The following is a 26,481-nucleotide window of genomic DNA, read 5'->3' as shown; positions in this document are numbered from 1 at the left end:
ATGAGCTTTACCGATAAGGTTGTGTTGGTGACCGGTGCCAGTCGTGGCATCGGCCGTGCGATTGCCGAAACATTCGTGGCCCGTGGCGCGAAAGTGGTCGGTACGGCGACCAGTGAGAGCGGTGCCGAGGCGATCAGCGCCTATCTGGGCGACAATGGTTGCGGCATGGCACTGAACGTGACCAGCCAGGAATCCATCGAAGCCGTCTTCGCCGCCATCAAGGCGCGCTTTGGCGACATCGACATCCTGATCAACAACGCGGGGATCACCCGTGACAACTTGTTGATGCGGATGAAAGATGACGAGTGGAACGAGATCATCGATACCAATCTGACCTCGCTTTATCGTCTGAGCAAACCGGTGTTGCGTGCCATGATGAAGAAACGTCACGGTCGCATCATCAGCATTGGCTCCGTGGTGGGAACCATGGGCAATGCCGGTCAGGTCAACTATGCTGCCGCCAAGGCCGGTCTGGTTGGTTTTACCAAATCGTTGGCGCGGGAAGTGGCATCCCGTGGTATCACAGTGAACGCGGTTGCTCCCGGTTTCATCGAAACCGACATGACCCGTGCCCTGAATGACGATCAACGTGCCGGCATCATGAGTCAGGTGCCTGCCGCCCGTTTGGGTGATCCAAAAGAAATTGCCGCAGCTGTGGTATTCTTGGCTTCTGATGAAGCAGCCTATATCACCGGCGAAACCCTGCATGTTAATGGCGGGATGTACATGGTGTAATCAATTTGTCGTGAGATCTGTTCAAATTTGCGATAGTACGCCGAAGTTTGGCACATTTCGTGGTTTGACCAGCGGCAAGCTACTTGCAAACTCACGTCAATTGAATAAACTACCCCAACCAGACGCAAATAGCGTATTTTTAAAGGAAAATTCAGGTCATGAGCAACATCGAAGAACGCGTAAAGAAAATCATCATCGAACAACTGGGTGTTAAAGAGGAAGACGTTAAGAACGCTGCCTCCTTCGTCGACGACCTGGGCGCTGACTCTTTGGATACCGTTGAACTGGTAATGGCGCTGGAAGAAGAATTCGATACCGAAATTCCTGATGAAGAAGCCGAGAAGATCACCACTGTTCAAGCGGCTATCGACTACATCACCGCTAATCAGGAATAAGTTCCTGTTCTGAAAGAAGCGGCCCAAGGGCCGCTTCTTTTGTATTTGTTCCTTTTCAAAACACCTCTCGGAGACTACCTCAGTGTCAAAACGCAGAGTCGTGGTGACCGGCTTGGGGATGCTTTCCCCGGTGGGTAACACTGCCGAATCCAGCTGGCAAGCACTGCTCAACGGGCAGAGCGGCATTTCCCTTATCGAACACTTTGATGCCAGCGAGTTTGCAACCCGCTTCGCAGGTCTGGTCAAGGATTTCGATCCCGAGCAGTACGGTATCAACCGTAAAGACGCTCGCAAGATGGATCTCTTCATTCAATACGGCATCGCGGCCGGTATGCAGGCGCTGGATGATTCCGGGCTGACCATCAATGAAGAGAATGCCGAACGTGTCGGCGTGGCGATTGGCTCCGGTATCGGCGGTCTGGGTCTGATTGAACAGAACCACGAAAGCTTGGTCAACGGCGGCCCGCGCAAGATCAGTCCCTTCTTCGTTCCGTCCACCATCATCAATATGGTGTCCGGTCATCTTTCCATCATGAAAGGTCTGCAAGGGCCGAACATCGCTGTGACCACCGCCTGTACCACTGGTACCCATGCCATCGGTATGGCGGGTCGGATGATCGCTTACGGTGATGCCGATGTGATGGTCGCCGGTGGCGCCGAGAAAGCCTCCACCGCGATGGGGATGGGTGGCTTCGCTGCCGCCAAGGCACTCTCCAACCGCAACGACGAGCCGCAAAAAGCGAGCCGTCCGTGGGATAAAGATCGCGATGGTTTCGTGCTGGGTGACGGTGCCGGTGTACTGGTACTGGAAGAGTACGAACACGCCAAGGCCCGTGGCGCCAAGATCTACGCCGAGCTGGTCGGTTTTGGCATGAGCGGTGACGCGTACCACATGACTGCGCCTCCTGCAGATGGCAACGGTGGCGCCCGCGCCATGAAAAATGCCATCAAGGATGCGGGCATTGCCCCCGAGCAGATTGGTTACATCAACGCGCATGGTACCTCCACCCCGCTGGGTGATGTGGCCGAGCTGCGTGGCATGAAGTCGGTGTTTGGTGAGCACGCCAAATCTTTGATGATCAGCTCCACCAAGTCCATGACCGGTCACCTGCTGGGCGCCGCCGGAGCCATCGAGGCGATCATCACTGTGTTGGCTCTGCGTGATCAGGTGGCTCCACCCACCATCAACCTGGACAACCCGGATGATGAGTGCGATCTGGATCTGGTGCCCCATGTGGCCAAGCCAGGCAGCTTCGAGTACGCCCTTTCCAACTCGTTTGGTTTTGGCGGCACCAATGGCTCACTGATCTTCAAACGCGTATAATTTGCCGCAGGGCAAAGACACAGGCCCGATACTGCCGGTATCGGGCCTTTTTTATCGGAGGGATCCCTTTGCTTATCAATGGCGTGAAGCTTGATACCATCTCGGCCCATGATCGGGGGCTGGCTTATGGTGACGGTCATTTCACCACCATGGCGGTGAGAGAAGGACAGGTATTGCTGTGGCCAGCGCATCTGGCTCGACTGCAACAGACCAATAGCCGGCTGGGATTGGTTGAACCGGACTGGGATCTCTTGACCCGGGAGGTTGAAGAGATGGTGGCCGAGCAGCCACAATGCGTGGCCAAGGTGATCCTGACCCGCGGCGAGGGGGGGCGGGGCTATGACGGCAGCGGATGTCAGCACACAACCCGGATTGTCACTCTGGCGCCATTTCCCACTCACTATGGCCAGTGGCAACAGGAGGGGATCGAGATGGTGGTGTGCCGCCAGCGGATCGGTGATGCCCCCATGCTGGCCGGGCTTAAAACCTTGAATCGTCTGGAGCAGGTATTGCTGAAAAGCGAACTTGTCAGCCGAAATGCAGTCGAAGGGATAGTGCTTAACAGTCGCGGTTTTCTCATTGAAGGGGTCAGTGCCAATCTGTTTTGGCGTCGGGGCAAGACGGTGTTTACGCCCGATCTCGCCCGCGGTGGTGTCGATGGCATCATGCGTCGCCAGGTGATGGCGATGTTGAAACAGATGAGTATTGAGTTGCGTGTGGTAGAGGCTCCGCTGGAGTCACTATGGCAGGCGGAAGAGGTGTGGCTCACCAATACCCTGATGGGGATCGTGCCGGTCAATGGCATCGAGGATATTCACTATCCCCCAGCGGTATTGAGTCGCCGTTTACAGGAGCGTTTGGTCATTGAAGTTTAATCGGCTTTACACCCTGCTCGCGGGGGCGGCACTGACGGTAGCCGCTGCCGGGGGCTATGTACATTACAAATGGCAACAGGTAGAGACGCTCACCAACAAGGGGCCGACCCGGCTCTTTACGGTGGAGAAGGGCGCCCATGCGGCGCGCCTGATCGCCGAACTGGGTGAGGGGGAAACCAGCCCCTGGGCGGTGCGGCTCTGGCTGCGCAGCCATCCCGAACTGGTGGCCATCAAATCGGGCACCTATGAAATCAAGGAAGGGGCCCCTCTCAAGGAGACCCTTTCCCTGTTCGCATCGGGCAAGGAGTTTCACTTCAGCCTCACCTTCGTCGAAGGTTCCCGTTTCGAGGATTGGCAAAAGCAACTCTCCAGCGCCCCATACCTTGAGCGGTTGACCGTCGAGCAATCCGAAGCCGACCTGGCGCAGGAACTCGGCATCGAGAATGGCAAGCTGGAGGGTTGGTTCCTGCCGGAAACCTATGCCTATACCACCCATGCCAGCGATCTCTCGATCCTGCGTCGCGCCCATCAGGATATGGAGACTTTCCTGCAGCAGAGCTGGGAGAAACGTCAGGCCAACCTGCCTTACAAGACCCCTTATGAGGCGCTGATCATGGCCTCCATCATCGAGAAAGAGACCGGCCAGCCGGACGAGCGGGCGCAGATCGCCTCCGTATTCGTCAACCGTCTGCGTCTGGGCATGAAGTTGCAAACCGATCCCACCGTCATTTACGGGGTGAAGGATCGCTTCGATGGCAACATTCGCCGCAGCGATCTGACCGACAAGAATCCCTACAACACCTATGTGATCGACGGTCTGCCGCCCACGCCTATTGCCATGCCAGGAAAGGCCTCCATCGAAGCTGCGCTTAACCCCAAGTCGACTGATTATCTCTATTTTGTCGCCAAGGGGGGCGGTGCCCACTATTTCTCCAAGACTCTCGATGAACACAATCGGGCGGTTCGTGAATACATATTGAAGAAACCCTAATGTCTAAATTTATTGTGATCGAAGGATTGGAAGGGGCAGGGAAGAGCTCGGCCGTTCGTTATGTGACCGACTATCTGCAGCGCCACGGCATCAACCGGATCGAGTGCACCCGCGAGCCGGGTGGTACGCCACTGGCCGAGCGGATGCGGGCTATCGTCAAAGAGGTGCACGACGAGCGCCTCACCATCGAGGCGGAATTGCTGCTGATGTATGCCTCCCGGGTACAACTGGTGGAGACCCGCATCAAGCCGGCACTGGCCGATGGTATCTGGGTGGTGGGGGATCGCCACGATCTCTCCTCCCAGGCCTATCAGGGGGGCGGCCGTGGTATCGATGCCCAGCTTATCGGAGCCATCAAGCAGGCGGTGCTCGGCAACTTCAAGCCGGATTTCACCCTCTATCTCGATATCGATCCTGCCCTTGGCTTGCAGCGCGCACGCCATCGCGGCGAGCTGGATCGCATCGAACTGGAGCAACTGAGCTTCTTCGAGCGTACCCGAACTCGTTATCTCGAACTGGCCGCCCAGGATGATTCCATTGTGGTGATCGATGCGGCGCAAACGCCGGAACAGGTCAAAGCGGCCATCGAGTGTGCATTGGATCACTATCTGTCGAACGAGCCGCTATGTATCCCTGGCTGATCCCTGACTGGCATGCCCTGAGCCAGACGGCCCAGTCCGGTCGTCTCGGCCACGCCTGGTTGTTGCTGGGCGATCCCGGTCTTGGCAAGGAGCAACTGGCTGAGCGGCTGGCGCGTTTGCACCTTTGCCAACAACCGGATCGTGGAGAACCGTGTGGTCAGTGCCACTCCTGCCAGCTGTTTGACAAGGGCAACCACCCGGATCTCGGCACCATAACGCGCGACAGCAAGACCATCGGGGTCGAGGCCATTCGCGAGATCTGCACCCGGCTGCAGGGCTCTGCCCATCTCGGCCGTGGCAAGGTGGTGATCATTCCTGATGCGGAGCGGATGACCGAATCCGCGGCCAATGCCCTGCTGAAAACCTTGGAAGAGCCGGCCGGCGACAGCTTGCTGTTGCTGATTGCCTCCCAGGTTTCCCGGTTGCTTCCCACCATTCTCAGTCGCTGTCACAAACATGTCTGTCAGTTGCCTGCGGAAGGGGAAACAGTACGCTGGTTGGCCGAGCAGGGTCATCAGGCCACTCTGGCTCAGGTGCGGATCTGTCAGGGGGCACCGCTGCGGGTACTCGACTATATCGAGCTGCAACAGGACGGTACTCGCCGCGAACTGCTGGAACAGTTTGTCGCCCTGAGTCAAAGTCCGGTCAAGGCGACGGCACTGTGCAGCCAGCTTGGTCAGGAGACGCAGGTCAGGTTGCACTGGTTGCAGCTCTTCTTGTGTGATGCCCTGAAAACCCAGGCCGGATGTGGTCACCATCAGCTGGCCATGCCTGATCTGGCCATCTTGAGCCAGCGGTTGGCGGAGCAGCACTCCAGCGAAAAACTGCTGGAGGCAGAACAAGATCTGGTTGCCCTGAAAGCGGCCTGTCAGCCGGGTCAGCTCTCCAATCCCACCATCCATCTGATGAACTGGCTCAGTCGCTGGTTATAAGTACCGACAAGCAGAAAGGTTTTATATGTTACTCGTTGATTCCCACTGTCATCTCGATCGCCTCAGCTATGGCAGCAAGCAGACCAGCATGTCTGATGTACTTGCCAAGGCCGCGAAACTGGACGTGGGATATTTTCTCTGTGTCAGTGTGACTCAGGCACAGTTCCCGACCATGCTCGAGGCGATCGCTCCCTATCCCCAGGTGTTTGCCTCTTGCGGTGTACACCCGCTCAATCAGGAACCCGGGGTGGATACAGCCTTGTTGCTGACACAGGCTGCGGACGAAAGAGTGATCGCCATCGGCGAAACTGGGCTTGACTACTTTTATTCCCCTGAAAACAAAGAGGTGCAGCAAGCTTCTTTCCGCGAACATATCCGGGTTGCCCGCGCGTTGAACAAGCCGCTGATCATCCACACTCGCGATGCCCAGCAAGATACCTTGCAGATCATGCGTGAAGAGGGAGCTGATCAGGTGGGCGGTGTGCTGCACTGTTTCACCGAGTCTCTCGAGATGGCGCAAGCCGCGATGGCGATGGGGTTCTATATCTCCATCTCCGGGATCGCCACCTTCAAAAATGCGTCTGCACTGCAAGAAGTGGTCAAGGCTCTGCCCCTCGACAGATTGCTGGTCGAGACCGACTCGCCCTATCTTGCACCTGTTCCGCATCGGGGGAGGGAGAACGAACCTGCCTTTGTGCGAGACGTTGCGCAGTTTATTGCCGATCTGCGTCATATTCCGCTTAATGAATTGGCAGAAGCCACCAGCCGGAATTTCTTTGAACTGTTCAAGCTGGCGAAAAAATAACACAGAAGCCCCGTTGCTCGGGGCTTTTATATTTCAAATACCAAGCTGATTACCCACCTGAAAATCAACCTAGCACAACGTTATCTCTCACCCACCCAGTCAATTCAACTCGTTCATCCATACAAAACTGGGTGAATGATATTCCGATGTTTCGTTTTTTCACCGTGGTCAAAGGGTATTAAAACATCAGGCTATAAGTATCGATAATATTCATTATCGATACTTGATGTATGGAAAGGATCCTGTAAGATCCTATCAAACTTCATATGAATCATAGTGTTCCGTGGCATATCCATCCTTATCCAATCCGGCTCATCAGTCACTGCAGACTGTTTTCGATGCGCAGCTAAATAGTCGGGCACGCCGCTTTTTGCGCAGTGCAAAAGCGGATTCCACCCTCAATGCCTATCAGGCGGATACCCGTATTTTTGTCTTCTGGTGTCAATTGCACGGGCTGGATCCGCTACAAACGACCCATCACGACATCATGAATTTTCTCGCTGATCAGGCCGACGGCGTATTGGCCGACTGGATATGGCTGGATAAAGAGGAGGGGAAGGGAGAACTGCGTAATGGCGAGCCTCGAAAACCAGCAACCCTGGTGAGACGGCTGGCGGGGATCCGTTATGCCTTCAAGCAGAAAGGCATTCACCCCATGCCCACCGAACATCCCGAAATCAAGGAGATGATGCGCGGTATTGTCAGGTTGGGGGATAACCGTAAACGCAAAACCGGCGCCCTGACGCTGCAACCATTGACCCAGGTGCTCGATGGCATCGACACCGGTGATCTGGCTGGCTTGCGTGATCATACCCTGCTGCTCTTGATGTTCAGTGGCGCCTTGCGCCGCTCGGAAGCAGCCCGAATTGAAGTGAGCGATCTCGATTTTGTGGGGCAGGGGATCCGCCTTCGCCTCAAACCGAGCAAGCATCAGCTGCATGAAACCGAGATAGCCTTGATTCCGGGCAAACACTATTGCCCCGTGTCGGCACTGCAAAAATGGCTACACAAAAGCCGGATCAGCGAGGGGCCGCTGTTTCGACGCATGAACCGCTGGGGCCAATTGATGGCCGAACCACTCGGCCCCCAGGGCATCAATCTGATGATCAAGCGCCGAACCGGCCAAACTATTGACGATCTCTACGTCAGTGGCCATAGCCTGCGTCGCGGGTTCATTACCTCGGCGGTGACTGCCGGTAAGCCGATGAACAAGATCATAGAAGTGACGCGCCACAAGGATATGCGGACCCTGCAGGAGTACTTCGATGACGCCCATAAGTTCTCCGATCATGCCCTTGATGGCTTGCTTTGACACAACTGCGTCACTTCGTTTTTTATGTTAAATGATATCCTGTTGATCTGATGATATATTTGCCGTGCAGCCAGCAGCCCAAGGTGGAAGGGGCATCTTCCAATGGATAATGGCATGTGATGAGAGATAACAAACTCGGAAACGTAATATCGCAAGGACATATGAGCCAAGAAATCACAGTGCGTGAAGAGCAAGAGGCGGGGCCCCAAAACAATGCCGAGCGGCAGCGCCAACATGTAAAACGCAAGCAGGAGACCCATACCCGGCTGCAATGCTGGATCAGCAATCGCCACGCCGAACGATTGGCCGCACTGGGTCTTCATCTCGAAGACAGTCAGGCATCACTCATCGAGCAGGCGATCGATCTGCTCTACCAACATGAGCTGGGTAGAGAACCTCCGTTTGAAAACAGAGTCGCCACACAGCTCGAAGAGACTGTTGAATAGACACAAAAGTGAAGTAACAGCGAAACGTGAAGAGATAAAAAAAGCCAGGTACGAATTCCTTGTACCTGGCATAGGGGAATTGGCTCCTTGCAGAGCCGTGCGCTAACTGGTGTTCGGATTGCCTTAAGCTTAGACAAGGCTCAAGGCTTTTCAAGATCCGAAGAAAAGTTCAACCAGAGTGTGGGTATTTCAGACTCGTTCAAGTGCTGATGAACCGAGCGTCCCACTACGCATTGAACAGATTGTTGTCACGCACCAGCTCGCGGGGGAGGGCATTCTTAACCCGACTCCCCACCCATTTCCCCATGCCCAGGGTATGCCCCTGATAGCGGACGATCACCTCGCCAGTGCCAGCATCCTGTTCTGGCCAGACATCCCGCCCCATCATGAATTCCCGCGCATTGGCGCTATCCAGCTCAACCACGCCCTTGCTCGCTTTATCGCCATAGGCCAGTGCCCACTCATGAGTGAGGCGATAACCTTTCTTGAAGGTTTCGGCCAACTTGATGCCGATGCGGTCGAAACGCAGCTTGCCCTGCACCTGATCAAACCGCTGGGGGAAGAGCCAGATCTCGTCATTGCGGCCAAACAGCTGACCCTGCGGTGCTACCCCAAAGTTGGCTTCAATTTTTCGCAATATGAGTTCCGCCTCTTTGGCAGGAAGCGGCGCAAAAGGGAATTTACCCAGCTTGCCCGGCTTGAACATGGTGTTGGGCACCGAGTGATGCTTGCGTAATCTGGCGACGAAAAAGCCCTCACTGTCGAAGATCTGGGGCCAAACGTGCAGGTATCCTTCGGATGTACAGGCCTGCTCTGCATGGGGGAACAGGTCTGCCAACGAGTCAAAACTCAAGGCATCGCCAAACTTGTCCAGCAGGGATTGGCAGACCGCCTGATTCTCCTGTTCACTCAAGGTACAGGTGGAGTAGACCAGTACGCCACCCGGTTTCAAGGCATGGAAGGCACTCTCCAGCAGCCCCTGCTGCACCGCCGCGATCTCGTCGATGCTCTCGATACTCCAGTTGCGCAGTGCATCTTCATCCTTGCGCACCGTACCTTCACCGGAGCAGGGGGCGTCGAGCAGGATGGCATCGAAGGTCTCCGGCAACCACTGGCCAAATACCTTGGCATCAAAATGGGTCATCCCCACATTGGTCACGCCGCAGCGCTGGATATTGGCGCTAAGCACTTTCAACCGGCTGCTGGAAAACTCGTTGGCAACCAGCATTCCCTGATTGTTCATCAGAGCCGCGATCTGGGTGGTCTTGGAGCCGGGGGCCGCCGCCGCATCCAGCAACATGCCATCCGCTTTGATCTTGTCGCTGGCAAAGAGTGCCGTCACCGGCAGCATGGAGCTCGCTTCCTGAATGTAGAAGAGCCCGCTCAAGTGCTCGGCGGTGTTGCCAAGTGGGACAGTTTCATCGCTGCGGGTCAGCCAGAAGCCGGTATCACACCAGGGCACAGGGTCGAGCTGCCAACCCAGTGGCTCCATCAGGGCGACGAAATCCGAGACGGCGATCTTCAAGGTGTTGACCCGAATGCTGCGGCGCAGCGGACGTCGACAACTGGCCACAAACTCATCCATCGAGAGATGGGCCGGCATGATGGCTGCAATGTGGCGTAAAAAGTAATCGGGAAGGAAGGTGTTGTCGTGCACTGTGCCATCTCGTTGACCGAAAAAGAGGGGCGATATCCTATCACAAGGCTAAGAATATTCTGAATCTGAACCCTATCAACAGGCACTGGAATATAAAAAAGCCCGGCACTGTACCGGGCTTGGATGAGATACAAAGGGAAGAGATCAGGGCTGGATACGCGGACTCCACTCCAGCCACTCTTTCTCGGCCTTGCCGTAGAGCGGATAGCTGTGACCAGCCTTGACGGTCGGCCCCATCTCTCTCTCCGGCGTATTGAAAGCAATGCCGCCGGCCAGCAGGCTCTGCACCGTCTCCACTTCGATGGTGCCACCAGTCAGCCCGATATCCGCCTTAACCCCGGAGACATTCCAGAAACGGGAGTTGGCCCGCACCAGATGGGCATACTCCTGATCCACGTTGACACCGATCACCACCTCGCTGCCATCCCGAGCCAGCGCCACCTTGGTGACACTGCCCACCACCATCTTGCGAAACAGTAGCGGACTGCCGACGCTCAGGCCATTGACGGAGGGGCTCTTGAGGGTCAGGGCCAGACCCACCGGGCCGACCTGACTCAAGGGGAAGCGATCTTTGCCTGCGCCTTTTCCGGGTTGTGCTTCTACAAACGCCCCCTTGATCAGGGTATCGAGGTGAGCGACACCGCCCAGCCCCAGCTTGGCCTGCACCAGAGTAAAGCGGGCGCCGGACTGCAGGAAACGCTCGGCGTGGTGGCCATCGAGTTCCGCCTTGAAGATCACCTGACCCAGTGACGGCTCCAGCTCGATCTCTTCAATTTTGCCGATATCGACACCGCGATAGCGGATCGGGCTGCCAATCCCGAGCCCCGGATTGCTCTCTGCCACCAGTGACAGCTGGCGCACCTTGGCCTTGGCTTGCTCCCTGGAATCGAACAGTTGATGACTGCTGCGGCCATTGGCCAACCGATCGAACTCGATGGCGCCACGCAGCAGGGTACCGAGGTTGCCCACCTTGACCTGCACACCATCGACCCGCACCTTGGTGTCGATGGCCGGTTTTTTCCAGAACTGGGGTTGCTGTGCGAGGAGAGGAGCATAGACCCCATCAATTTCGAGTTCGATCTCGACCCCCTCTTTGGCGGCGCGTAGCTGTTTGACCTTGCCCGCTTCCAGCCCAAGATATAGCACAGGCGAGCCAATGCCAATGCCATCGGCCTGATCTGCCTTGAGCAACCAGCGTTGGGGCTTGGCATCACGGGTACCGAGCAGTGCCAGCTCCTGACTGGGGTAGAGACGGTTAATCCGCTCGCCACTGCTGGCTTGTACCAGCTTGATCCCGCCTCCCAACCAGGCACTGGCAGGACTGGTTTCTACTTTGATGCCGCTCAGATCGGCATCGATCTGCAGCGGGGCAGCGCGATAGAAGCGGGCACGGTTGAGCAGATGACCATAGTTCGGCGCCATCACCAGCTCGACGCTGGCATTGCCGCGCGCATCCAGGGTGAGCTGGCTGATACGGCCCACCTGCAATCCTTTGTACCAGACAGGTGCATCCTGATTGAGCCCCGCCAGATCGTCAGCCTGCAGCGTCACCTTGGTGCCGCTCTGGGGCGCGCGATCGGTCAGAACCATCTTCTGTGCCGGTTTGCCCGCCACATAGTCGAGGCGAATGGCCGGACCGGAGAGCAGGCGATCTGCATGCTGCACACCGGTCGCGGAGAGGGAGACGCTCTCCCACACCAGTTGACTCTTGTCGGTAATGCGATAGGCCTGCTCCGGGTTGATCAGCGCTGTGACCACACGGCCTTTGTCGGTGAGGCGAATGGGGTCGATACGACCAATCTCGATCCCCTCATAGAGGATGGGCATCCCCTCCTTGACTGGAAGATCGCCAGCCGCAATGTCGATACGCTCGCCACGCGCCGCTTCCGCCAGCCCTTTATAGAGGACGAAAGTCTGTCCCTTCTCCGGTTCCGGTGAATCTTTGGGCGAGTCAAAGGCAATGCCGCCGCTCAGAATGGAGGTGAGGCTGCCAGCCTCCACGCTCACCCCGGCCAGACTGAAGGAGCCCTTGATGCCACTGATGTTCCAGAAGCGGGTATCAGCTTTGACCAGATGTTCGAAACGCGGCTCGATCACCAGATCCAGAATGACGTTCTGGTTGTCCTGACCCAGGCGGGTATTGATGACGCTGCCCACCTCGATACCGCGGAAATAGAGCTTGGCGCCAATCCCTACCGAACCCAGCGAATCGGCGGTCAGGTGCAGCATCCGCCCCTGAGCCTGATAGCCGGGAGGAGGGCCCTCCAGGGCATCGAAGGTCTCCTCCAGCGGATTGCTTTCACGCCCCGGTTGCAGGTTGATGTAGTTGCCGGAGACCAGGGTATCGAGGCCGGAGATTTCGGTGAGCGACGCCTTGGGGCTCACCAGCCAGAAGTCGGATCCCTTGCGGATCAGCGGCCTGGCACGGCTGTCAATCTTGGCCATCACCGCAATCTTGCGGCCATCTTCAGCCAGCTCCAGCTCTTGCACCACGCCGATGGCCACCCCCTGGTAACGAACCTGGGTTTTCCCCGGCAAGATGCCGTTGCCCTGGGCGAAGTTGATCTGGATAAGCTGGCCACGGCTCAATACCTGCTGATAGAGAAAGCCACCTGCCAGCAGCAGGGCTATCAGGGGTAACAGCCAGACCGGTGATAACCAGCGACGCTTTTCAATGACGGGTTCAGCCCCGATCATAGTGACTCCTTATTGGCTGGATTAAACAGCACATCAGACAAAAACAGAGAAATCATCAACGGGCCGCCTTGTCCCACAGTAAACGGGTATCGAGCATGCGGGCCGACATCATGGTCAGCACTACCACACCGGCAAAGGCGGTGGCCCCCGGGCCTGCGCGGACACTCAGCAGCACACCCCGATCGACCAGCGCCACCATCAGCGAAATCACGAACAAGTCCAGCATCGACCAGCGACCGATAAAATCGATCACCCGATACATCACCAGCTGGCGCTTGCGCCGCACCGGTTTGGCCCGCTGCAACTGCCAGCAGATCCAGCCCAGCCCCAATATTTTTCCCACTGGCACCAGTATGCTGGCGGTGAGGACTATGGTGGCAATCCCGCTCATTTTGCTGCGATAGAGCATCATGATACCGCTGAAGATGGTATCTGACTGCAGCAACCCCTTGTTGTAGAAATGGGTTATGGGCAACAGATTGGCAGGCAACAACATGAAGGTGGCGAGCGCCAGCAAGCCCCACGACCAGGCGAGGGAGCGGGGAATGCGCACCTGTAATTTGCTGCTGCAACGGGGGCAGACTGCCCCGGCTTGATAGCGCACCAGCAAACCGCAGGTATGGCAGCGGCAGAGCCCCATCTCACGGGCGCTGGTCATGTTCCGGCTCCTTTAACGGGATCCGCGCCCAGTAGGGGGCGGGGTCAAACAGGATCAGCAGGGTCATGTTGAGCAGCATCAAAATACCGAGGCTGAGCAAGCCGCCACCGAGGCGCACATCGGCGATGTCGATCAGTTTGAACAGGGCAACCAGCAGGCTGACGATATAGACCTCCAGCATGGCCCAGTGGCGAAACACCTCGACCAGCTTCAAGGTGACGGGAAGAATGTGCCAACGTTTGGCCAGACCCGAAGCCAGCACAAAGATCCCCGCCAATAACCCTACCGGTGCCAGTACGGCGCACCAGAGCACCAGGGAAGCAACCCAGAACTCCCCCTCGCCAAACAGCACAAAAATCCCGTGCAGCAAGTTGGCATCGGAGTTGACGCCAGCCAGCCGCAGATAGATGAGGGGCTCGAAAAAGGCGGAGGGCAGCAGCAGAAAACCGGTGATGGTCAAGGCCATCAACTGGGAAGGACGAAAGGCATAACGGCCATAGAGATGCTGATGACAACGCGGGCAGTGGGCATGACGACGCAGCGGCAGTGCTTTGCGCTGGATCAGCAAGTCGCACGCCGGACAGACAATTACGGAACCGGGCTCCATCATACAATTCAACCTGTTGAAGGAATTGGTGAAATTTACCCTAAAACCGGTTTCCTGTCTTGCCTGCGGCCGGAATGTTACGAAAGTATAATTGACGTTAACGTAAACGTGATATTAGATAGCCAGACTAGACAGGTGAAAGGAGTCATGATGTCCAGTTTGTCCCCCTCGGCAGGCTTGCGCTTTCGCACCGCCCTTGCCAATGAACATCCCCTGCAGATCGTCGGCACCATCAATGCCTATATGGCGCTGATGGCCGAGCGCAGCGGCTTTCAAGCTCTTTATCTCTCCGGCGCCGGAGTAGCCAATGCCTCCTATGGCTTGCCGGATCTCGGCATGACCTCCCTCAACGACGTGCTGATCGATGCCGAACGGATCACAGCGGCGACCCGAGTGCCGCTATTGGTCGATATCGATACTGGCTGGGGTGGGGCATTCAATATCGCCCGCACCATTCGCGCGTTCGAGCGAGCCGGAGTTGCCGCCGTCCATATGGAAGATCAGGTGGCCCAGAAGCGCTGTGGTCATCGTCCCAACAAGGCGGTGGTCCCGCTTGAGGAGATGTGCGATCGGATCAAGGCTGCAGTAGATGCCCGCGAGAATAGCGAGTTCGTCATCATGGCCCGCACCGATGCACTGGCGGTAGAGGGGATGGAATCTGCTCTTGAACGCACCGCTGCCTATGTGGCCGCCGGGGCCGACATGATCTTCGCCGAGGCGGTGACCGAGCTTGCTCAGTACGACCAGTTCAAGCAGGCGGCCAAAGTGCCGATCCTCGCCAACATGACCGAGTTCGGCAAAACCGAACTGTTTGACAAAGAGCAACTGGCCGCCCACGGGGTCGACATGGTGCTCTACCCCTTGAGTGCCAACCGGGCCGCCAATCAGGCCGCCCTCAACGTCTATCAACATATTCGCCAGGATGGCCATCAGCGCGCTGTCGTGGAGACCATGCAGACCCGGGAGTCACTCTACGACTTCCTCGGATATCACCACTACGAGCAGACACTGGATCGTCTGTTTACAGCCAAGGAATAGGAGGCAGCTTATGGGACAGCAAAAACCGTTGGGCGGGGCCGGTCTGCGCGGTCAAAGCGCAGGGGAGACCAGTATCTGCACAGTAGGCAAGAGTGGCACCGGTCTTACCTATCGCGGCTATGACATCAAGGAGCTGGCCGATAGCGCCCAGTTCGAGGAGGTTGCCTATCTGCTGCTCAAGGGGGAGTTGCCCGGTGAGCAGCAGCTTGACGCCTACAAGCGCGAGCTGCGCCGCCTGCGCACCTTGCCCCAGCCGCTGCTGGAAGTGCTGGAACGCATTCCCGCCGATGCCCATCCCATGGATGTGCTGCGCACTGGCTGCTCCATGCTCGGCGATCTGGAGCCGGAAGATGGTTTCGAGCATGAGCATGAAGTGGCGGATCGGCTGCTGGCTGCCTTCCCGGGCATTCTGATCTACTGGTACAAGTTCAGCCATGAAGGTATTCGTATCGCCCTCGACAGCGACGAGGAGTGTATCGGTGGCCACTTTCTGGCGCTGCTGCACCAGAAGGCACCGAGCGAGCTGGAGCGGCGGGTGATGCATGTCTCCCTTATCCTCTACGCCGAGCATGAGTTCAACGCCTCCACCTTTGCGGCGCGGGTTTGCGCCTCGACGCTCTCTGACATGTTCTCCTGCATCACCGCGGCCATCGGCACCCTGCGCGGCCCGCTCCATGGCGGTGCCAACGAGGCGGCCATGGCGATGATCGAACACTGGCAGGATGAAGAGCAGGCAAGGCGCGAATTGCTGGCCAAGCTGGCGGCCAAGGAGAAGATCATGGGCTTTGGCCACGCCATCTACCGCACCTCGGATCCACGCAACGTCATCATCAAGGAGTGGTCGGCCAAGCTCGCCGAGGCGGTAGGGGATGATCGCCTCTATCGCGTCTCCTGCGAGGCGGAGAAGGTGATGTGGGAGGAGAAAGAGCTCTTTCCCAACGCCGACTTTTTCCACGCCAGCGCCTATCACTACATGGGGATCCCGACCAAGCTGTTCACCCCCATCTTCGTCTGCTCGCGGGTCAGCGGCTGGTGCGCCCACGTGATGGAGCAGCGCGAGCACAACCGGATCATCCGCCCGAGCGCCGATTATGTCGGCCCGGCCCCCCGTCACTTTGTCTCTCTACAACAACGATAAGGAAATCACGATGTCCGCCAACGTCGACGTCAACCACAGACCCGAGCCCGATCAGGTGCTGGTCGATATTGCCGATTATGTCTGCAACCACCCCATTACCAGCGAGGCGGCCCTCGACACCGCCCGCTACTGCCTGATGGATACGCTCGGCTGTGGCCTCTTGGCCCTGCGCTTTCCCGAGTGCACCAAGCACCTTGGCCCTATAGTCCCCGGGACACTGGTACCCCATGGTGCCCGGGTGCCCGGTACCCAGCTCTGCCTCGACCCCGTCAAGGCGGCCTGGGATATCGGCGCCATCATCCGCTGGCTCGATTACAACGACACCTGGCTGGCCGCCGAGTGGGGTCACCCCTCCGACAATCTGGGGGGCATTCTGGCCACCGCCGACTGGCTCTCCCGTACTCGCGTGGCCGAGGGCAAGGCGCCGCTCACCATGAGCGATGTGCTGGTGGCCATGGTCAAAGCCCACGAAATTCAGGGGGTGCTGGCGCTGGAGAACTCCTTCAACCGGGTCGGTCTCGATCACGTGGTGCTGGTCAAGGTCGCCAGCACCGCCGTGGTGACTCATATGCTGGGTGGCACCCGCGATCAGGTAATCGATGCGGTCTCCCAGGCCTGGGTCGATGGCCAGAGCCTGCGTACCTACCGCCATGCCCCCAATGCAGGGTCGCGCAAGAGCTGGGCGGCAGGAGATGCCACCTCTCGCGCGGTGCGCCTCGCCCTTATCACCATGAGCGGCGAGATGGGCTATCCCGGTGTGCTGAGCGCCCCCAAGTGGGGCTTCTACGATGTGCTGTTCAAGGGCAACCAGTTCGCCCTGCATCAGGGGTACGGCAGCTATGTGATGGAGAACGTGCTGTTCAAGATCTCTTATCCCGCCGAGTTCCATGCCCAGACCGCGGTTGAGTGCGCCATGAAACTGCACGGTCAGGTGAAGGGGCGGCTGGATGAGATCGACCGCATCGAACTCACCACCCATGAGTCGGCCATTCGCATCATCAGCAAGGTGGGTGCCCTCAATAACCCGGCCGATCGGGACCACTGCCTGCAGTACATGGTGGCGGTGCCGCTGATCTTTGGGCGCCTGATCGCCGAGGATTACGAGGATGACGTGGCGGCCGATCCCCGCATCGACGCGCTGCGTAGCAAGATGGTGGTGCAGGAGGACAAACGCTACAGCCACGAATATCTGGAGGCGGACAAGCGCTCCATTGCCAACGCCATCCAGATCTTCTTCAAGGACGGTACTCACACCGCCAAGGTGGAGGTGGAGTATCCGGTCGGCCATCGTCGCCGTCGGGAGGAGGGGATCCCGCTGCTGGTGGAGAAATTCCAGCACAATCTGGCCACCCGCTTCCCGGCCAAACGGGTCAGCGACATTCTGGCCCTCTGTCAGGATGGGCCGCGCCTTGCCGCCACCCCGATGCACGCCTTTATGGATCTGCTGGTGATCTGATCGCTCCGCTCTTGCATTGGCCAACATATCGGCAAACAGTGATAAACGAAAAGCGGGCTCATCGGCCCGCTTTGTTATTCTGGCGGCTTATCCCTCAATAAGCCTTACCCCAGCGCACTGCTGTCGCCGTTAAAGAGCGCCGTCATGATGGCCGTCTCGCGACTGGCGATGGTCTCGAGAAACTCGTTGGCACGCCCCATCTGATGACACACCTGATAGCCGCGCTCGACAAAGGAGAAGAGCTCGCCAAGCCCCGCCAGATGGGCTGGCCCTGACACCAGCTTGAGGGTTGCCCCCAGCAGCGGCTTTCTCGCCAGTCTGTCCAGCGTCATGCCAAGCTCGCTCACCAACGCAATCTGATGTTCCCGGCGCGCCTGTTCACCCACGGCACGATAGGCGATGGTGTAATGATCCGGTGTGATGGGATCAATGCCATCAATGCGCCGCAGCGCCACCACCATCAGGTAGTCCAGCTCTTCGGAGAGAGCGTCGAGCTCGATCGCTTGCGCCAGCACCTTGAGGCCGGACTCCGGCAACAGCCGCTCGGCGGTTGGCATCACCCGCATCACGTCCGCATCGCGGCGGGCGCAATCCCCGGGGCCATAGAGATCGGTCAGGAAAAACTCGGCCGCCGGGCCGTAGCGGTCACTCTCCAGCAGATCACGATGGGTTCGCCCCAACCGGTCGGCCTGCCACTGGCGTAGCCGATCCCGATCCTGCAGATCCTCCGGGTGAGCACGCATCTGCTCGCGCAAGGCTGCAACCCGCTTGAGCTGGCGGTAGAGCCGACCCAGGGTGCTATCGTCGTCGTGGGCATGTTCTTGATGCGTCATCTACAGCTCTCTGGCCTTGGGCCCATTGATGGGGATTCGGTGATACGAAGATACAAGTGAATGAAAAACAAGCAGCTTTTGCTGATCGTTCCGTGACAAGTGTAGCGCGCACGGGGGAGGGAATAAATGCCATGCCCCGCTGATGGCCTGCATCCCTCTCGACTCTGTTAAGTGAGTCCCATTTATGTGAACCATCCTTTCATTTGTTGTGAACATGTGTTTAATATCAATAACTAACTTATGACCCAGAGTAACTACCATGTTCTTCAACTCGCTTGCTGGCAGCAGCGCACTCTCTACCATCCAGATCAGCCGTCAGCATCCGCTGGGACTGGCCGCCGCCCGGATCGCGGCCGAAGCCATCGCTGCGGACATGAGCGAGAGCTATCAACTCGATTGCGAATGGGCGGATGAAGAGGAGACCGAGTTACGCTTTCGCGGCTCAGGGGTACATGGCACTCTCACCCTGGACGAAGATACCCTGGAACTGGAAGTGCATCTTGGTTTGATGCTGTTGCCAGTACGCAGCGTGCTGGAGCAGGAGATCCTCGATTATGTCGACAATCGCTTACCTTGCCCCAAACGTGTTTGAAACTCTTCGTTGCACTGGTTTTAAATAAACCAGCTGTAAACGATGGCTGTTTGAAATAAGTTTGCAAGCCATGTGGTTTGTCAGATTTATTATCCAGCGATGTCTCGATTCTATTTGTAAGTAATCTTTCATCTTTATTTCATATTTCGAGTCGGCACTCATTAAAGTCATTCTGATTGCATCAAGCCCTCATCCGGATATGAGGGAAGGAGCAATTTGCCGCCTCGGTAAATTCATTTTGTAGGGAAACAACCATGCCACTGAGTGAATTTATCTCCTGCGTCGATACCGCCTGGTTACGCATGGACAGACCCAACAACCTGATGCAGATCATCGGTGTCCTGATGTTTGAAGGAGAGCTTGATGAAACGCGTCTGCGGGCCGGATTGCGCCATACCATTTCGGTGCAACCCCGTTTCCACCAGCGGGCCGTGCTGGAGGGGGGCTCCTACTACTGGCGCCATGATCCCGATTTCGATCTCGATCAGCACCTCAAGCGAGTGATCCTGCCGGGTGAAGCGGGCAAGCTGGAGCTGGAGAAGCTGGTGGCCGATCTCGCCTCGACGCCGCTCAACCACCAGCGCCCCCTGTGGGATATGCACCTGACCGACACGTCGCTGGGTGGGCAAGCGCTGGTGGTGCGCATTCACCACGCCATGGGCGACGGCTTCTCGCTGGTGCGAGCCATGCTGACCATGATGGATAACACACCGGAAGGGGCGCCGCGACCACCGTCACCGGAGCCACTGGATGACAGCGATGACGAGGATGAGGAGGATTGCCACCAGGGCAGCCGGCTGGTGCGGGCCGGTCTCAAGCTGACCGGTAGCCTCTGGTCCAAATATGTCGAAGTGGTCACCCATCCCACCAAGGCGGTGGATTACCTCAAGACCGGGCGCGATCTGGCGAGCGAGCTGTGCAATATCGCCACCCTCGGTGATGACTCCCCCTGCCGCCTGCGGGGTAAGACCACCAGCACCAAGCGGGTGGCCTGGTCGGAGCAAATTGATCTGCCGGATATCAAGGCAGTGGGCAAGGTACTGGGCTGCTCGGTCAACGATCTGCTGATCGCCGCCACCGCAGGGGCGTTTCGCCACTACCTGCAGGAGAAGGGGGATGATGCCAACAAGGTCAAGATCCGCGCCCTGGTGCCAGTCAATATGCGTGCACCGGACGATGAGGGGGCACTTGGCAACCGCTTCGGGCTGGTGGCCCTGGACTTGCCACTGGATGTTGAACACCCGTTGCAGCGGCTCTATACCGTACGTGACCGAATGCAGGCGCTGCGCACCTCGCTACAACCCGTAGTAGTGCTCAACTTGTTACATGCCCTTGGCATGGCCCCCAATGCGGTGCAGCAGCAGGCCGTCGAGCTGCTCACGGCCAAGGCCAGCGCGGTGATCACCAATGTGCCCGGCCCGCAGCAGACCCTCTATCTGGCTGGAGCAAAATTGCGTCAGCCGCTGTTCTGGGTGCCTCAATCGGGGGATATCGGTGTCGGCGTCTCCATCCTCTCTTACGATCACAAGGTGCAGCTGGGCCTTATCACCGACAAGAAGCTGGTACCTGACCCGGATCAGGTTGTCGACCGCTTCGCCGTGGAGTTTGAACAACTGTTACTGCTGGTGTTGCTGGAGCCTGAACTGCTGTTCGACCCGAACGGCCTTGATGCGCTGCTGAGTTGATCCGATACGTAAAAATCCCAATAAAAAGAGGCCAACCCGCGGGTTGGCCTCTTGTTTTGTTATCTATGAATAGTGGGAATAGCGGTTAATCCTCCAGCTCTTCCCGCGCCGCCTCCACATCGAGGCGCTCCATGGCATCCATGGGTTCGCACTCGGCCGCTTCGGCATAGAGGGCTTCGGCGGCTTTCAGGCGGCTCTTGCCGTGCAGCATCACCTGTGCGTTGGCGTACTCCATGCGGGCGATAGCCGAGTCGGGGATCAGCGCCAGCGCCTCCTTGAAGTGACGCTCGGACTCCTCCTTCTTGGCGCCATAGGTGAGGCCGCCGATCATGGCCCCCAGCTTGTCGACGATCTCCGCGTGCCAGGCGCCAAAGGCGATATGAGCCTCGGCGTGATCTGGCGCCAGCTCCAGCGCCTTCTCAAGGCTTACCTTGATCTTGTCGCCAATTCCTTGCGAGAGGGCCTTGGAGATGGAAATCACCTGACTGTAGCGACCAAGGGCCAGCGCGTGGAAATACCAGGCGTTGGCGTTCCTGGGCTGACGTTTTTGCAGCTTCTCGGCATGGCTGGCCGCCCGCTCGAAGGCGGCGCGCTTGGCATACTTGTCTTCCAGCAGATAGCTGGCATGGATCACCAGCGCTTTGTTCGCCACATTGAGGCCCGCCTCACCGGCCGCTTCGCCAAGGGCGACGGCCCGGGCAAAATCCCCGGCATGATAGGCCCGCCAGGCATCCTGCACCTGTTCATCCTCGGGCCAGGGTTCGGCATCCCCCTGATGGAGACGATCCCAGTTGTCCGCCAGCTTCTGGCCAGCATAGTCATAGGCCGCATCCGCGTAGGGGAAGGGGACAAATTCGAGTTGTGAAGTGGTCATGCTTGTTCTCCCTGTAGCATGTGAATCAAACCTTGTCGGTGTAGTGATGGGCGAGGGCGCCCAGATGAGCGCGGGCATCGGCCCGCAAATAGGGTGCGACCAGCTGCATCACCTGAAAGACGCCGAGGGCGATATCGGCGTCCGCCTTGGGGTGCAGTGCCCGCTGGTAAGAGATCCAGAATGTGCCCACCAGCGCCACATTAGCCGCCAGCGTGCGCATCTGTTGCGCCGTGCCTTCCATCAGCCCGACCGTTTGCAGATGGTTGCAAATGGCGATGGCGGTCTGCTCCTTGCGGCGCAGCAGGGCGGAAAAGCGCTGTTCCACCTGATGATAACCACTCATCAGGGTCGCGATATCGTAGTAGAGGAAACGGTACTGCCAGATGGCTTCAAACATCAGGTGGAGAAAGAGCCAGATATCTTCGGGCTCATCGGACGGGGTGCTTACCGCCTCCAACAGGCGATCCATCTGTTGTTCAAATTCGCAGAACAGGGCGTTGACGATCTCCTCCTTGTTGTGGAAGTGGTAGTAGAGATTGCCCTGGCTGATCTCCATCTCGGCCGCAATGGCCGAGGTGGTGACGCTGGGTTCCCCTTGTCGATTGAAGCAGGCGAGGGCAGTGGTCAGGATCCGCTCCCGGGTACGGCGTTTGGGTTTGCGATCCATGCTACTCCTTTGGTGATGAACGGCGCACGCCGTGGCGATAGCGTTTGGCAAGCCAGTGCTGCAACTGCTCCAGCGACTTGTCGAGGGCGGCGACCGAGCCAATGCCGGGGGCCAGCAGGGTGCGATCTTCATCGGCCAGCGCGGCCAGATTGAGCTCGAGGCCATGTTTGGCCAGCACCGGCGCCAGCTCGTCACGACGCTGCCAGAGATCGCGACGGGTATGCTGGTAAGCGTGCTCGCAGAGGCGGCGACGATCCCGGTAACTGAACACATTGGTGAAGAACATCTCGCCATCGGCAGAAGAGGGCTCAAACAGCAGGGCGTCGGCGTCGGGATATTGGTGCTTGTAGCGATCCATCCCCACATGCATGCGGGAGTGGATGATGGCGCGAAAGGTCTGGGCCAGTACCACCGGCAGACCGCTGTCCACCAGATTGGTCGGGGTGCCGGCGGCCATGTCCGCATCATAGGGAACCAGCGGATTGATGCAGAACACCAGATCCGCCCCCTCTTCCAGCGCTACCGAAGCGTGCAGGGTCTTGATCAGCGCCCCGTCCACATAGTAACGACCGTTGATCAAGGAGGGCGGAAAGAGACCGGGCAGGGCGGCTGACGCCTGTACCGCCGCCGAGATGGGCACATCATCGAGCCCCGGGCTGCCGAAGGCGACCGGATGGCCGGTATCGAGTTCGGTAGCGACCACAAACAGTCTGCTGCGCAGCTGGCGGAAATCGTTGCTGCGGCCGGGGCGAGAAAAAAACTGGGTCAGGGTGCGATCCACCCCGCGATTGTCGAACAGTCCGGTCGGAATGGCCTTGGAGAGTCCCTGCAGCGATTCAAACAGGCTTCGCTTCCAGGGCGCCGCCAGATAGTAGGTCAGGCTCTGCCACGCCAGTGGCGGGATCGAGGTCAGGCGGTCGGCATATTCACGAAAAGCGGGTCGCAGCAAGGTGGCCGGGTCAAACATCTCCCCCGAATCATCGCTGAGCAGGATCCGCACCAGCTTTGCCGGCGAGATGCCGTTGGCCAGCGCTGACGCCACCACGGCCCCCGAACTGACGCCAACATAAATATCGGCATGGTCAAGGCGCAAGCCGTTGATGCTGTCAGAGAGGGCTGCGCAGGCACCGATCTCGTAGATGCCGCCGAGCGGCCCGCCGCCAGCAAGGGCAATTGCGATGGTACTCATAGCGTCGCCTCTCTATCCATGACATTCACCATGACAAGACCGGCCCAGCGCAGGGCATGGGCCGGTATCAATCACCTTCCGTCACCGCGAGGGATCAGGGCAGGACGCTCTCTGCTTTGGCCTTCACCTCTTTCACCGCATCTTCAGCGGCGGAAAGGAGATCAGCGGCCTGCTCAACCACGGCCTCTTTGGCCTTGGCTACCGGAGCCTTCTTTACCGGAGGCTTGCGGGCAACGGGCTTTTTGGCGGCAGCCGGTTTGGCTTCAGCGGCAGGGGCCTCCTCTTCCTGCGCATCCAGCAGTTGCTGGACCACGTCGGTCAGCTCGGCCATGCGCTTGGAGAGCTTGTCGATATCCTTGCGGGTCGGAATGCCGAGGCTGGCCACAGCGCGGGCCACGCGATCTTCAAAAACCTGCTCCAGACGGCCCCAGGTATTGGCGGTCTTGTCGGTCACAGCTGCAATCTTCTCATCTGCGCTCTGACGGGTTTTTGCTTGCAGCGCTTCACCTTCCTGCACCAGGGCTTCAAAGATCTTGCCACCCTCTTCCTGCGCCTTGGCATAGGCGCCCAGACCGGCCAACCAGATCTGCTGGGTAGACTCCTTGATGGTGGAGGTGAGTTGGTTGTCGGTCACTGACCCTGCCAGCGCTTTCAATTTCTTAGCCATGATCTTCTCCTTGAATAACGACTGTTAAATGTAATGGCGACAACGAAACTGCAATCGGGTTGTGGCATTACTGATTTTTCAACTCCAGTCTAGGGACAAAAAATAGAGGGTTCTACCTAATAACGGAACAGGCACACCACCGAAATTAGGGTTTGCTCACGAACCGACAATCAAATTGCGGATTCCCATATGAATCGTGATATATCTAACAACCTAGTAACACCCTAATCAGTAGCAGGATTCTCTTTATGAACTATTTCATTACTGGCGGTAGTGGTTTTATCGGGCGTCGATTGATAAAAAAGTTATTCCAACAGCATCCCGACTGTACCGTCTATTTTCTGATGCGCGCCTCTCATCAGGAGAAATTGTCAGAGTTGTTCTCATTCTGGAATATGGATGAATCGCGCGCAGTCCCTGTTTTTGGCGACATGACGCAACCGCTGCTGGGGGTATCGGCCGAGATGCAGGAGCAGTTGATCGGCAAGATCGACCACTTCTTCCATCTGGCGGCCATCTATGACCTCAACGCCAAGGCAGGGATCCAGCAGCAGGTCAACACCGAAGGGACCCGTCAGGCTGTTCAACTTGCCGAGCGGCTGGGGGCGGGGCAGTTCCACCACTGCAGCTCCATCGCTGCTGCGGGCCTGTTTGACGGTCTGTTTCGCGAGGACATGTTCGATGAGGCCGAGCACCTCGACATGCCTTACTTTCAGACCAAGCACGAAGCGGAAGGGATTGTGCGAAACGAGTGCACAGTTCCGTGGCGAGTCTATCGACCGGGGATCGTCGTCGGTGACTCCAATACCGGCGAGATGGACAAGATCGACGGCCCTTACTACTTCTTCAAGACCATCCAGAAGCTGCGCCGTCTGCTGCCGCCCTGGATGCCGGCCATTGGGGTGGAAGGGGGCCGTATCAATATCGTGCCGGTCAACTTCGTGGTCGATGCCATGGTGCATATCGCCCATCAGGAGGGAGAGGAGAACAAAACCTTCCACCTGACCGACCCCAACCCGATGCGGGTCGGCGACATGCTGAGCACCTTCTCCCGCGCCGCCCATGCGCCAGAGCCTGCGATCCGCATCAACGCCTCTCTCTTTAACTTCATTCCCCGCCACCTGACCGCCATGCTGATGACCATGGCGCCGGTGCGCCGCATCCGCGATGCTGCCATCGCCGATCTGGGTCTGCCCAAGGATGTGTTCCGTCTTATCAGCTATCCCACCCGTTTCGACAGTCGCGAAACCCAGCGGGTACTGAAAGGCACCGGCATCGAAGTACCGCCGCTGCACAGCTACGCCTGGCGGCTGTGGGATTACTGGGAGCGCCACCTTGACCCCGAGCTCTTTATCGATCGCTCCCTGCGTGGTCGGGTAGAGGGCAAGGTAGTGCTGGTGACCGGAGCCACCTCCGGCATTGGTCGTGCCACCGCACGCAAGCTGGCGGGGGCGGGGGCCAACGTCGTTACCATCGCCCGCGACGAGCAGAAGATTGCCGAGACTAAAGCCGAGTTTGCCGAGCTGGGGCTGACCATCGAGATCTATCAGGGGGATCTCTCCAATCTGGCGCAGGCCGAGGAGATCACCGCTCGCATCGTGGCCGATCACGGCGGCGTCGATATTCTGGTCAACAATGCCGGCCGCTCCATCCGCCGCTCCATCGAGGATTCCTTCGATCGCTTCCACGATCTGGAGCGCACCATGCAGCTCAACTACTTTGGAGCGCTCAAGGTGATCATGGGGGTATTGCCCACCATGATCGAGAAGAAAAAAGGGCACATCATCAACATCTCCTCCATCGGGGTGTTGACCAATGCGCCGCGCTTCTCCGCCTATGTTGCCTCCAAGTCGGCCCTTGATGCCTGGGTGCGGACTGCCGCCTCCGAGTTTGCCGACAAGGGGGTGAGCTTCTCCATCATCAATATGCCGCTGGTGAAAACGCCGATGGTCGCACCGACCAAGGTCTATGAGCAGGTACCTATGATGACGCCGGAAGAGGCGGCCGATCTGGTGTGCGATACCATCATCAACAAGCATGTGCGACTGGCCACTCGCCTCGGGGTGTTCGGTCAGGTGGTTCACGCTCTGGCGCCGCGCGTCGCCCAGGTGATCATGAACACCAGCTTCCGCACCTTTGCCGACCCCAAGGATGGCGACAAATCCAAGGCCACCGCCGATCAGGTTGCCGTCTCGACCCTGATCAAGGGTATCCACTTCTAACCGGGTGATGCGATAAAGAGATCAACAGGGGCCTGAGCAATCAGG

The 26,481-nt window shown here is 58.2% G+C and carries 25 protein-coding genes; 16 read left to right on the top strand and 9 right to left on the bottom strand.

What is annotated here, in order from left to right; genetic code table 11:
• From fabG to G5171_RS02245, 10 genes are all read left to right on the top strand, one after another.
• Positions 1–735, top strand: a complete 735-nt coding sequence (gene fabG, locus G5171_RS02290; protein ID WP_005351850.1) for a 3-oxoacyl-ACP reductase FabG — start codon at positions 1–3, stop codon at positions 733–735.
• A 158-nt stretch (positions 736–893) separates the two neighbouring features.
• The gene (gene acpP / locus G5171_RS02285) at positions 894–1,130 is read left to right on the top strand and encodes an acyl carrier protein (protein WP_005300909.1); all 237 of its coding nucleotides are present in this window, start codon (positions 894–896) and stop codon (positions 1,128–1,130) included.
• 82 nt (positions 1,131–1,212) lie between these two features.
• Positions 1,213–2,454, top strand: a complete 1,242-nt coding sequence (gene fabF / locus G5171_RS02280) for a beta-ketoacyl-ACP synthase II (protein ID WP_064337925.1) — start codon at positions 1,213–1,215, stop codon at positions 2,452–2,454.
• A 68-nt stretch (positions 2,455–2,522) separates the two neighbouring features.
• The gene (gene pabC, locus G5171_RS02275) at positions 2,523–3,329 is read left to right on the top strand and encodes an aminodeoxychorismate lyase (RefSeq protein ID WP_216978803.1); all 807 of its coding nucleotides are present in this window, start codon (positions 2,523–2,525) and stop codon (positions 3,327–3,329) included.
• Positions 3,319–4,320, top strand: coding sequence for an endolytic transglycosylase MltG (mltG, locus tag G5171_RS02270; RefSeq protein WP_162632596.1), 1,002 nt, complete (start codon positions 3,319–3,321; stop codon positions 4,318–4,320). Before pabC ends, mltG begins: the two co-directional genes overlap by 11 nt.
• Positions 4,320–4,961 carry a dTMP kinase gene (tmk, locus tag G5171_RS02265; protein ID WP_216978802.1) on the top strand — a complete coding sequence of 214 codons (642 nt, stop codon included), beginning with the start codon at positions 4,320–4,322 and terminating at the stop codon, positions 4,959–4,961. Before mltG ends, tmk begins: the two co-directional genes overlap by 1 nt.
• A complete protein-coding gene (holB, locus tag G5171_RS02260; protein WP_216978801.1) occupies positions 4,946–5,893 on the top strand; it encodes a DNA polymerase III subunit delta' in 948 nt (315 codons plus the stop codon). Before tmk ends, holB begins: the two co-directional genes overlap by 16 nt.
• A 25-nt stretch (positions 5,894–5,918) precedes the next feature.
• Positions 5,919–6,698, top strand: a complete 780-nt coding sequence (locus G5171_RS02255; protein ID WP_216978800.1) for a TatD family hydrolase — start codon at positions 5,919–5,921, stop codon at positions 6,696–6,698.
• Positions 6,699–6,981: 283 nt separating this feature from the next.
• Positions 6,982–8,010 (top strand): site-specific integrase, encoded by a 1,029-nt coding sequence (locus G5171_RS02250; protein WP_236280468.1) that lies wholly within the window; start codon positions 6,982–6,984, stop codon positions 8,008–8,010.
• Positions 8,011–8,171: 161 nt separating this feature from the next.
• Positions 8,172–8,456 carry a RepB family protein gene (locus G5171_RS02245; protein ID WP_216978799.1) on the top strand — a complete coding sequence of 95 codons (285 nt, stop codon included), beginning with the start codon at positions 8,172–8,174 and terminating at the stop codon, positions 8,454–8,456.
• 226 nt (positions 8,457–8,682) lie between these two features.
• Here the strand turns inward: G5171_RS02245 and rsmF are convergent, their stop codons facing one another.
• The 4 genes from rsmF to G5171_RS02225 form a co-directional block, all read right to left on the bottom strand.
• On the bottom strand, positions 8,683–10,113 hold the full coding sequence (gene rsmF, locus G5171_RS02240) for a 16S rRNA (cytosine(1407)-C(5))-methyltransferase RsmF (protein ID WP_421250136.1): 1,431 nt from the start codon (positions 10,111–10,113) through the stop codon (positions 8,683–8,685).
• Between the two features lie 144 nt (positions 10,114–10,257).
• Entirely contained in the window at positions 10,258–12,810 is a 2,553-nt protein-coding gene (locus tag G5171_RS02235) for an MlaD family protein (RefSeq protein WP_421250137.1), read from the bottom strand.
• A 55-nt stretch (positions 12,811–12,865) separates the two neighbouring features.
• Positions 12,866–13,468 carry a paraquat-inducible protein A gene (locus G5171_RS02230; protein ID WP_005333132.1) on the bottom strand — a complete coding sequence of 201 codons (603 nt, stop codon included), beginning with the start codon at positions 13,466–13,468 and terminating at the stop codon, positions 12,866–12,868.
• The gene (locus tag G5171_RS02225) at positions 13,452–14,078 is read right to left on the bottom strand and encodes a paraquat-inducible protein A (RefSeq protein ID WP_421250138.1); all 627 of its coding nucleotides are present in this window, start codon (positions 14,076–14,078) and stop codon (positions 13,452–13,454) included. The genes G5171_RS02230 and G5171_RS02225 overlap by 17 nt, the downstream gene beginning before the upstream one ends.
• Positions 14,079–14,225: 147 nt before the next feature.
• Here G5171_RS02225 and prpB point away from each other — a divergent pair, with 147 nt between their 5' ends.
• Genes prpB through G5171_RS02210 form a run of 3 tightly spaced genes read left to right on the top strand, consistent with a single transcriptional unit; the run spans position 14,226 to position 17,707 of the window.
• Complete coding sequence (gene prpB / locus G5171_RS02220; protein ID WP_421259809.1) at positions 14,226–15,113, top strand: methylisocitrate lyase; 888 nt, start codon at positions 14,226–14,228, stop codon at positions 15,111–15,113.
• A 10-nt stretch (positions 15,114–15,123) separates the two neighbouring features.
• On the top strand, positions 15,124–16,251 hold the full coding sequence (gene prpC, locus G5171_RS02215) for a bifunctional 2-methylcitrate synthase/citrate synthase (RefSeq protein WP_270656830.1): 1,128 nt from the start codon (positions 15,124–15,126) through the stop codon (positions 16,249–16,251).
• Positions 16,252–16,261: 10 nt separating this feature from the next.
• A complete protein-coding gene (locus G5171_RS02210; RefSeq protein ID WP_421259762.1) occupies positions 16,262–17,707 on the top strand; it encodes a bifunctional 2-methylcitrate dehydratase/aconitate hydratase in 1,446 nt (481 codons plus the stop codon).
• 104 nt (positions 17,708–17,811) lie between these two features.
• Here the strand turns inward: G5171_RS02210 and G5171_RS02205 are convergent, their stop codons facing one another.
• Entirely contained in the window at positions 17,812–18,540 is a 729-nt protein-coding gene (locus G5171_RS02205; RefSeq protein WP_157160780.1) for an FFLEELY motif protein, read from the bottom strand.
• Between the two features lie 259 nt (positions 18,541–18,799).
• On the opposite strand from G5171_RS02205, the gene G5171_RS02200 reads away from it, so the two are divergent.
• A complete protein-coding gene (locus G5171_RS02200) occupies positions 18,800–19,132 on the top strand; it encodes a polyhydroxyalkanoic acid system family protein (RefSeq protein WP_100645872.1) in 333 nt (110 codons plus the stop codon).
• A 254-nt stretch (positions 19,133–19,386) separates the two neighbouring features.
• Positions 19,387–20,817, top strand: coding sequence for a wax ester/triacylglycerol synthase family O-acyltransferase (locus G5171_RS02195; protein ID WP_421259761.1), 1,431 nt, complete (start codon positions 19,387–19,389; stop codon positions 20,815–20,817).
• A gap of 85 nt (positions 20,818–20,902) precedes the next feature.
• On the opposite strand, the gene G5171_RS02190 is transcribed toward G5171_RS02195, so the two are convergent.
• The 4 genes from G5171_RS02190 to G5171_RS02175 all read right to left on the bottom strand — a co-directional run bounded on the left by G5171_RS02190 (position 20,903) and on the right by G5171_RS02175 (position 24,214).
• Positions 20,903–21,691, bottom strand: a complete 789-nt coding sequence (locus G5171_RS02190) for a hypothetical protein (RefSeq protein ID WP_323889209.1) — start codon at positions 21,689–21,691, stop codon at positions 20,903–20,905.
• Positions 21,692–21,716: 25 nt separating this feature from the next.
• Positions 21,717–22,358 (bottom strand): TetR/AcrR family transcriptional regulator, encoded by a 642-nt coding sequence (locus tag G5171_RS02185; protein ID WP_005345492.1) that lies wholly within the window; start codon positions 22,356–22,358, stop codon positions 21,717–21,719.
• 1 nt (position 22,359) lies between these two features.
• Positions 22,360–23,547 (bottom strand): patatin-like phospholipase family protein, encoded by a 1,188-nt coding sequence (locus tag G5171_RS02180; RefSeq protein ID WP_120414267.1) that lies wholly within the window; start codon positions 23,545–23,547, stop codon positions 22,360–22,362.
• Between the two features lie 94 nt (positions 23,548–23,641).
• The gene (locus G5171_RS02175) at positions 23,642–24,214 is read right to left on the bottom strand and encodes a phasin family protein (protein WP_139462516.1); all 573 of its coding nucleotides are present in this window, start codon (positions 24,212–24,214) and stop codon (positions 23,642–23,644) included.
• Positions 24,215–24,462: 248 nt separating this feature from the next.
• Between G5171_RS02175 and G5171_RS02170 the strand changes: the two genes are divergently transcribed.
• The gene (locus G5171_RS02170) at positions 24,463–26,436 is read left to right on the top strand and encodes an SDR family oxidoreductase (protein ID WP_421211029.1); all 1,974 of its coding nucleotides are present in this window, start codon (positions 24,463–24,465) and stop codon (positions 26,434–26,436) included.
• Positions 26,437–26,481: the final 45 nt, after the last annotated feature.

It is taken from the genome of Aeromonas sp. 600774, assembly GCF_049175075.1.
Taxonomy (GTDB): domain Bacteria; phylum Pseudomonadota; class Gammaproteobacteria; order Enterobacterales; family Aeromonadaceae; genus Aeromonas; species Aeromonas veronii_A.
Note: the sequence above shows the minus strand (reverse complement) of the source record. Positions and strands in the feature narration are given on the sequence as shown.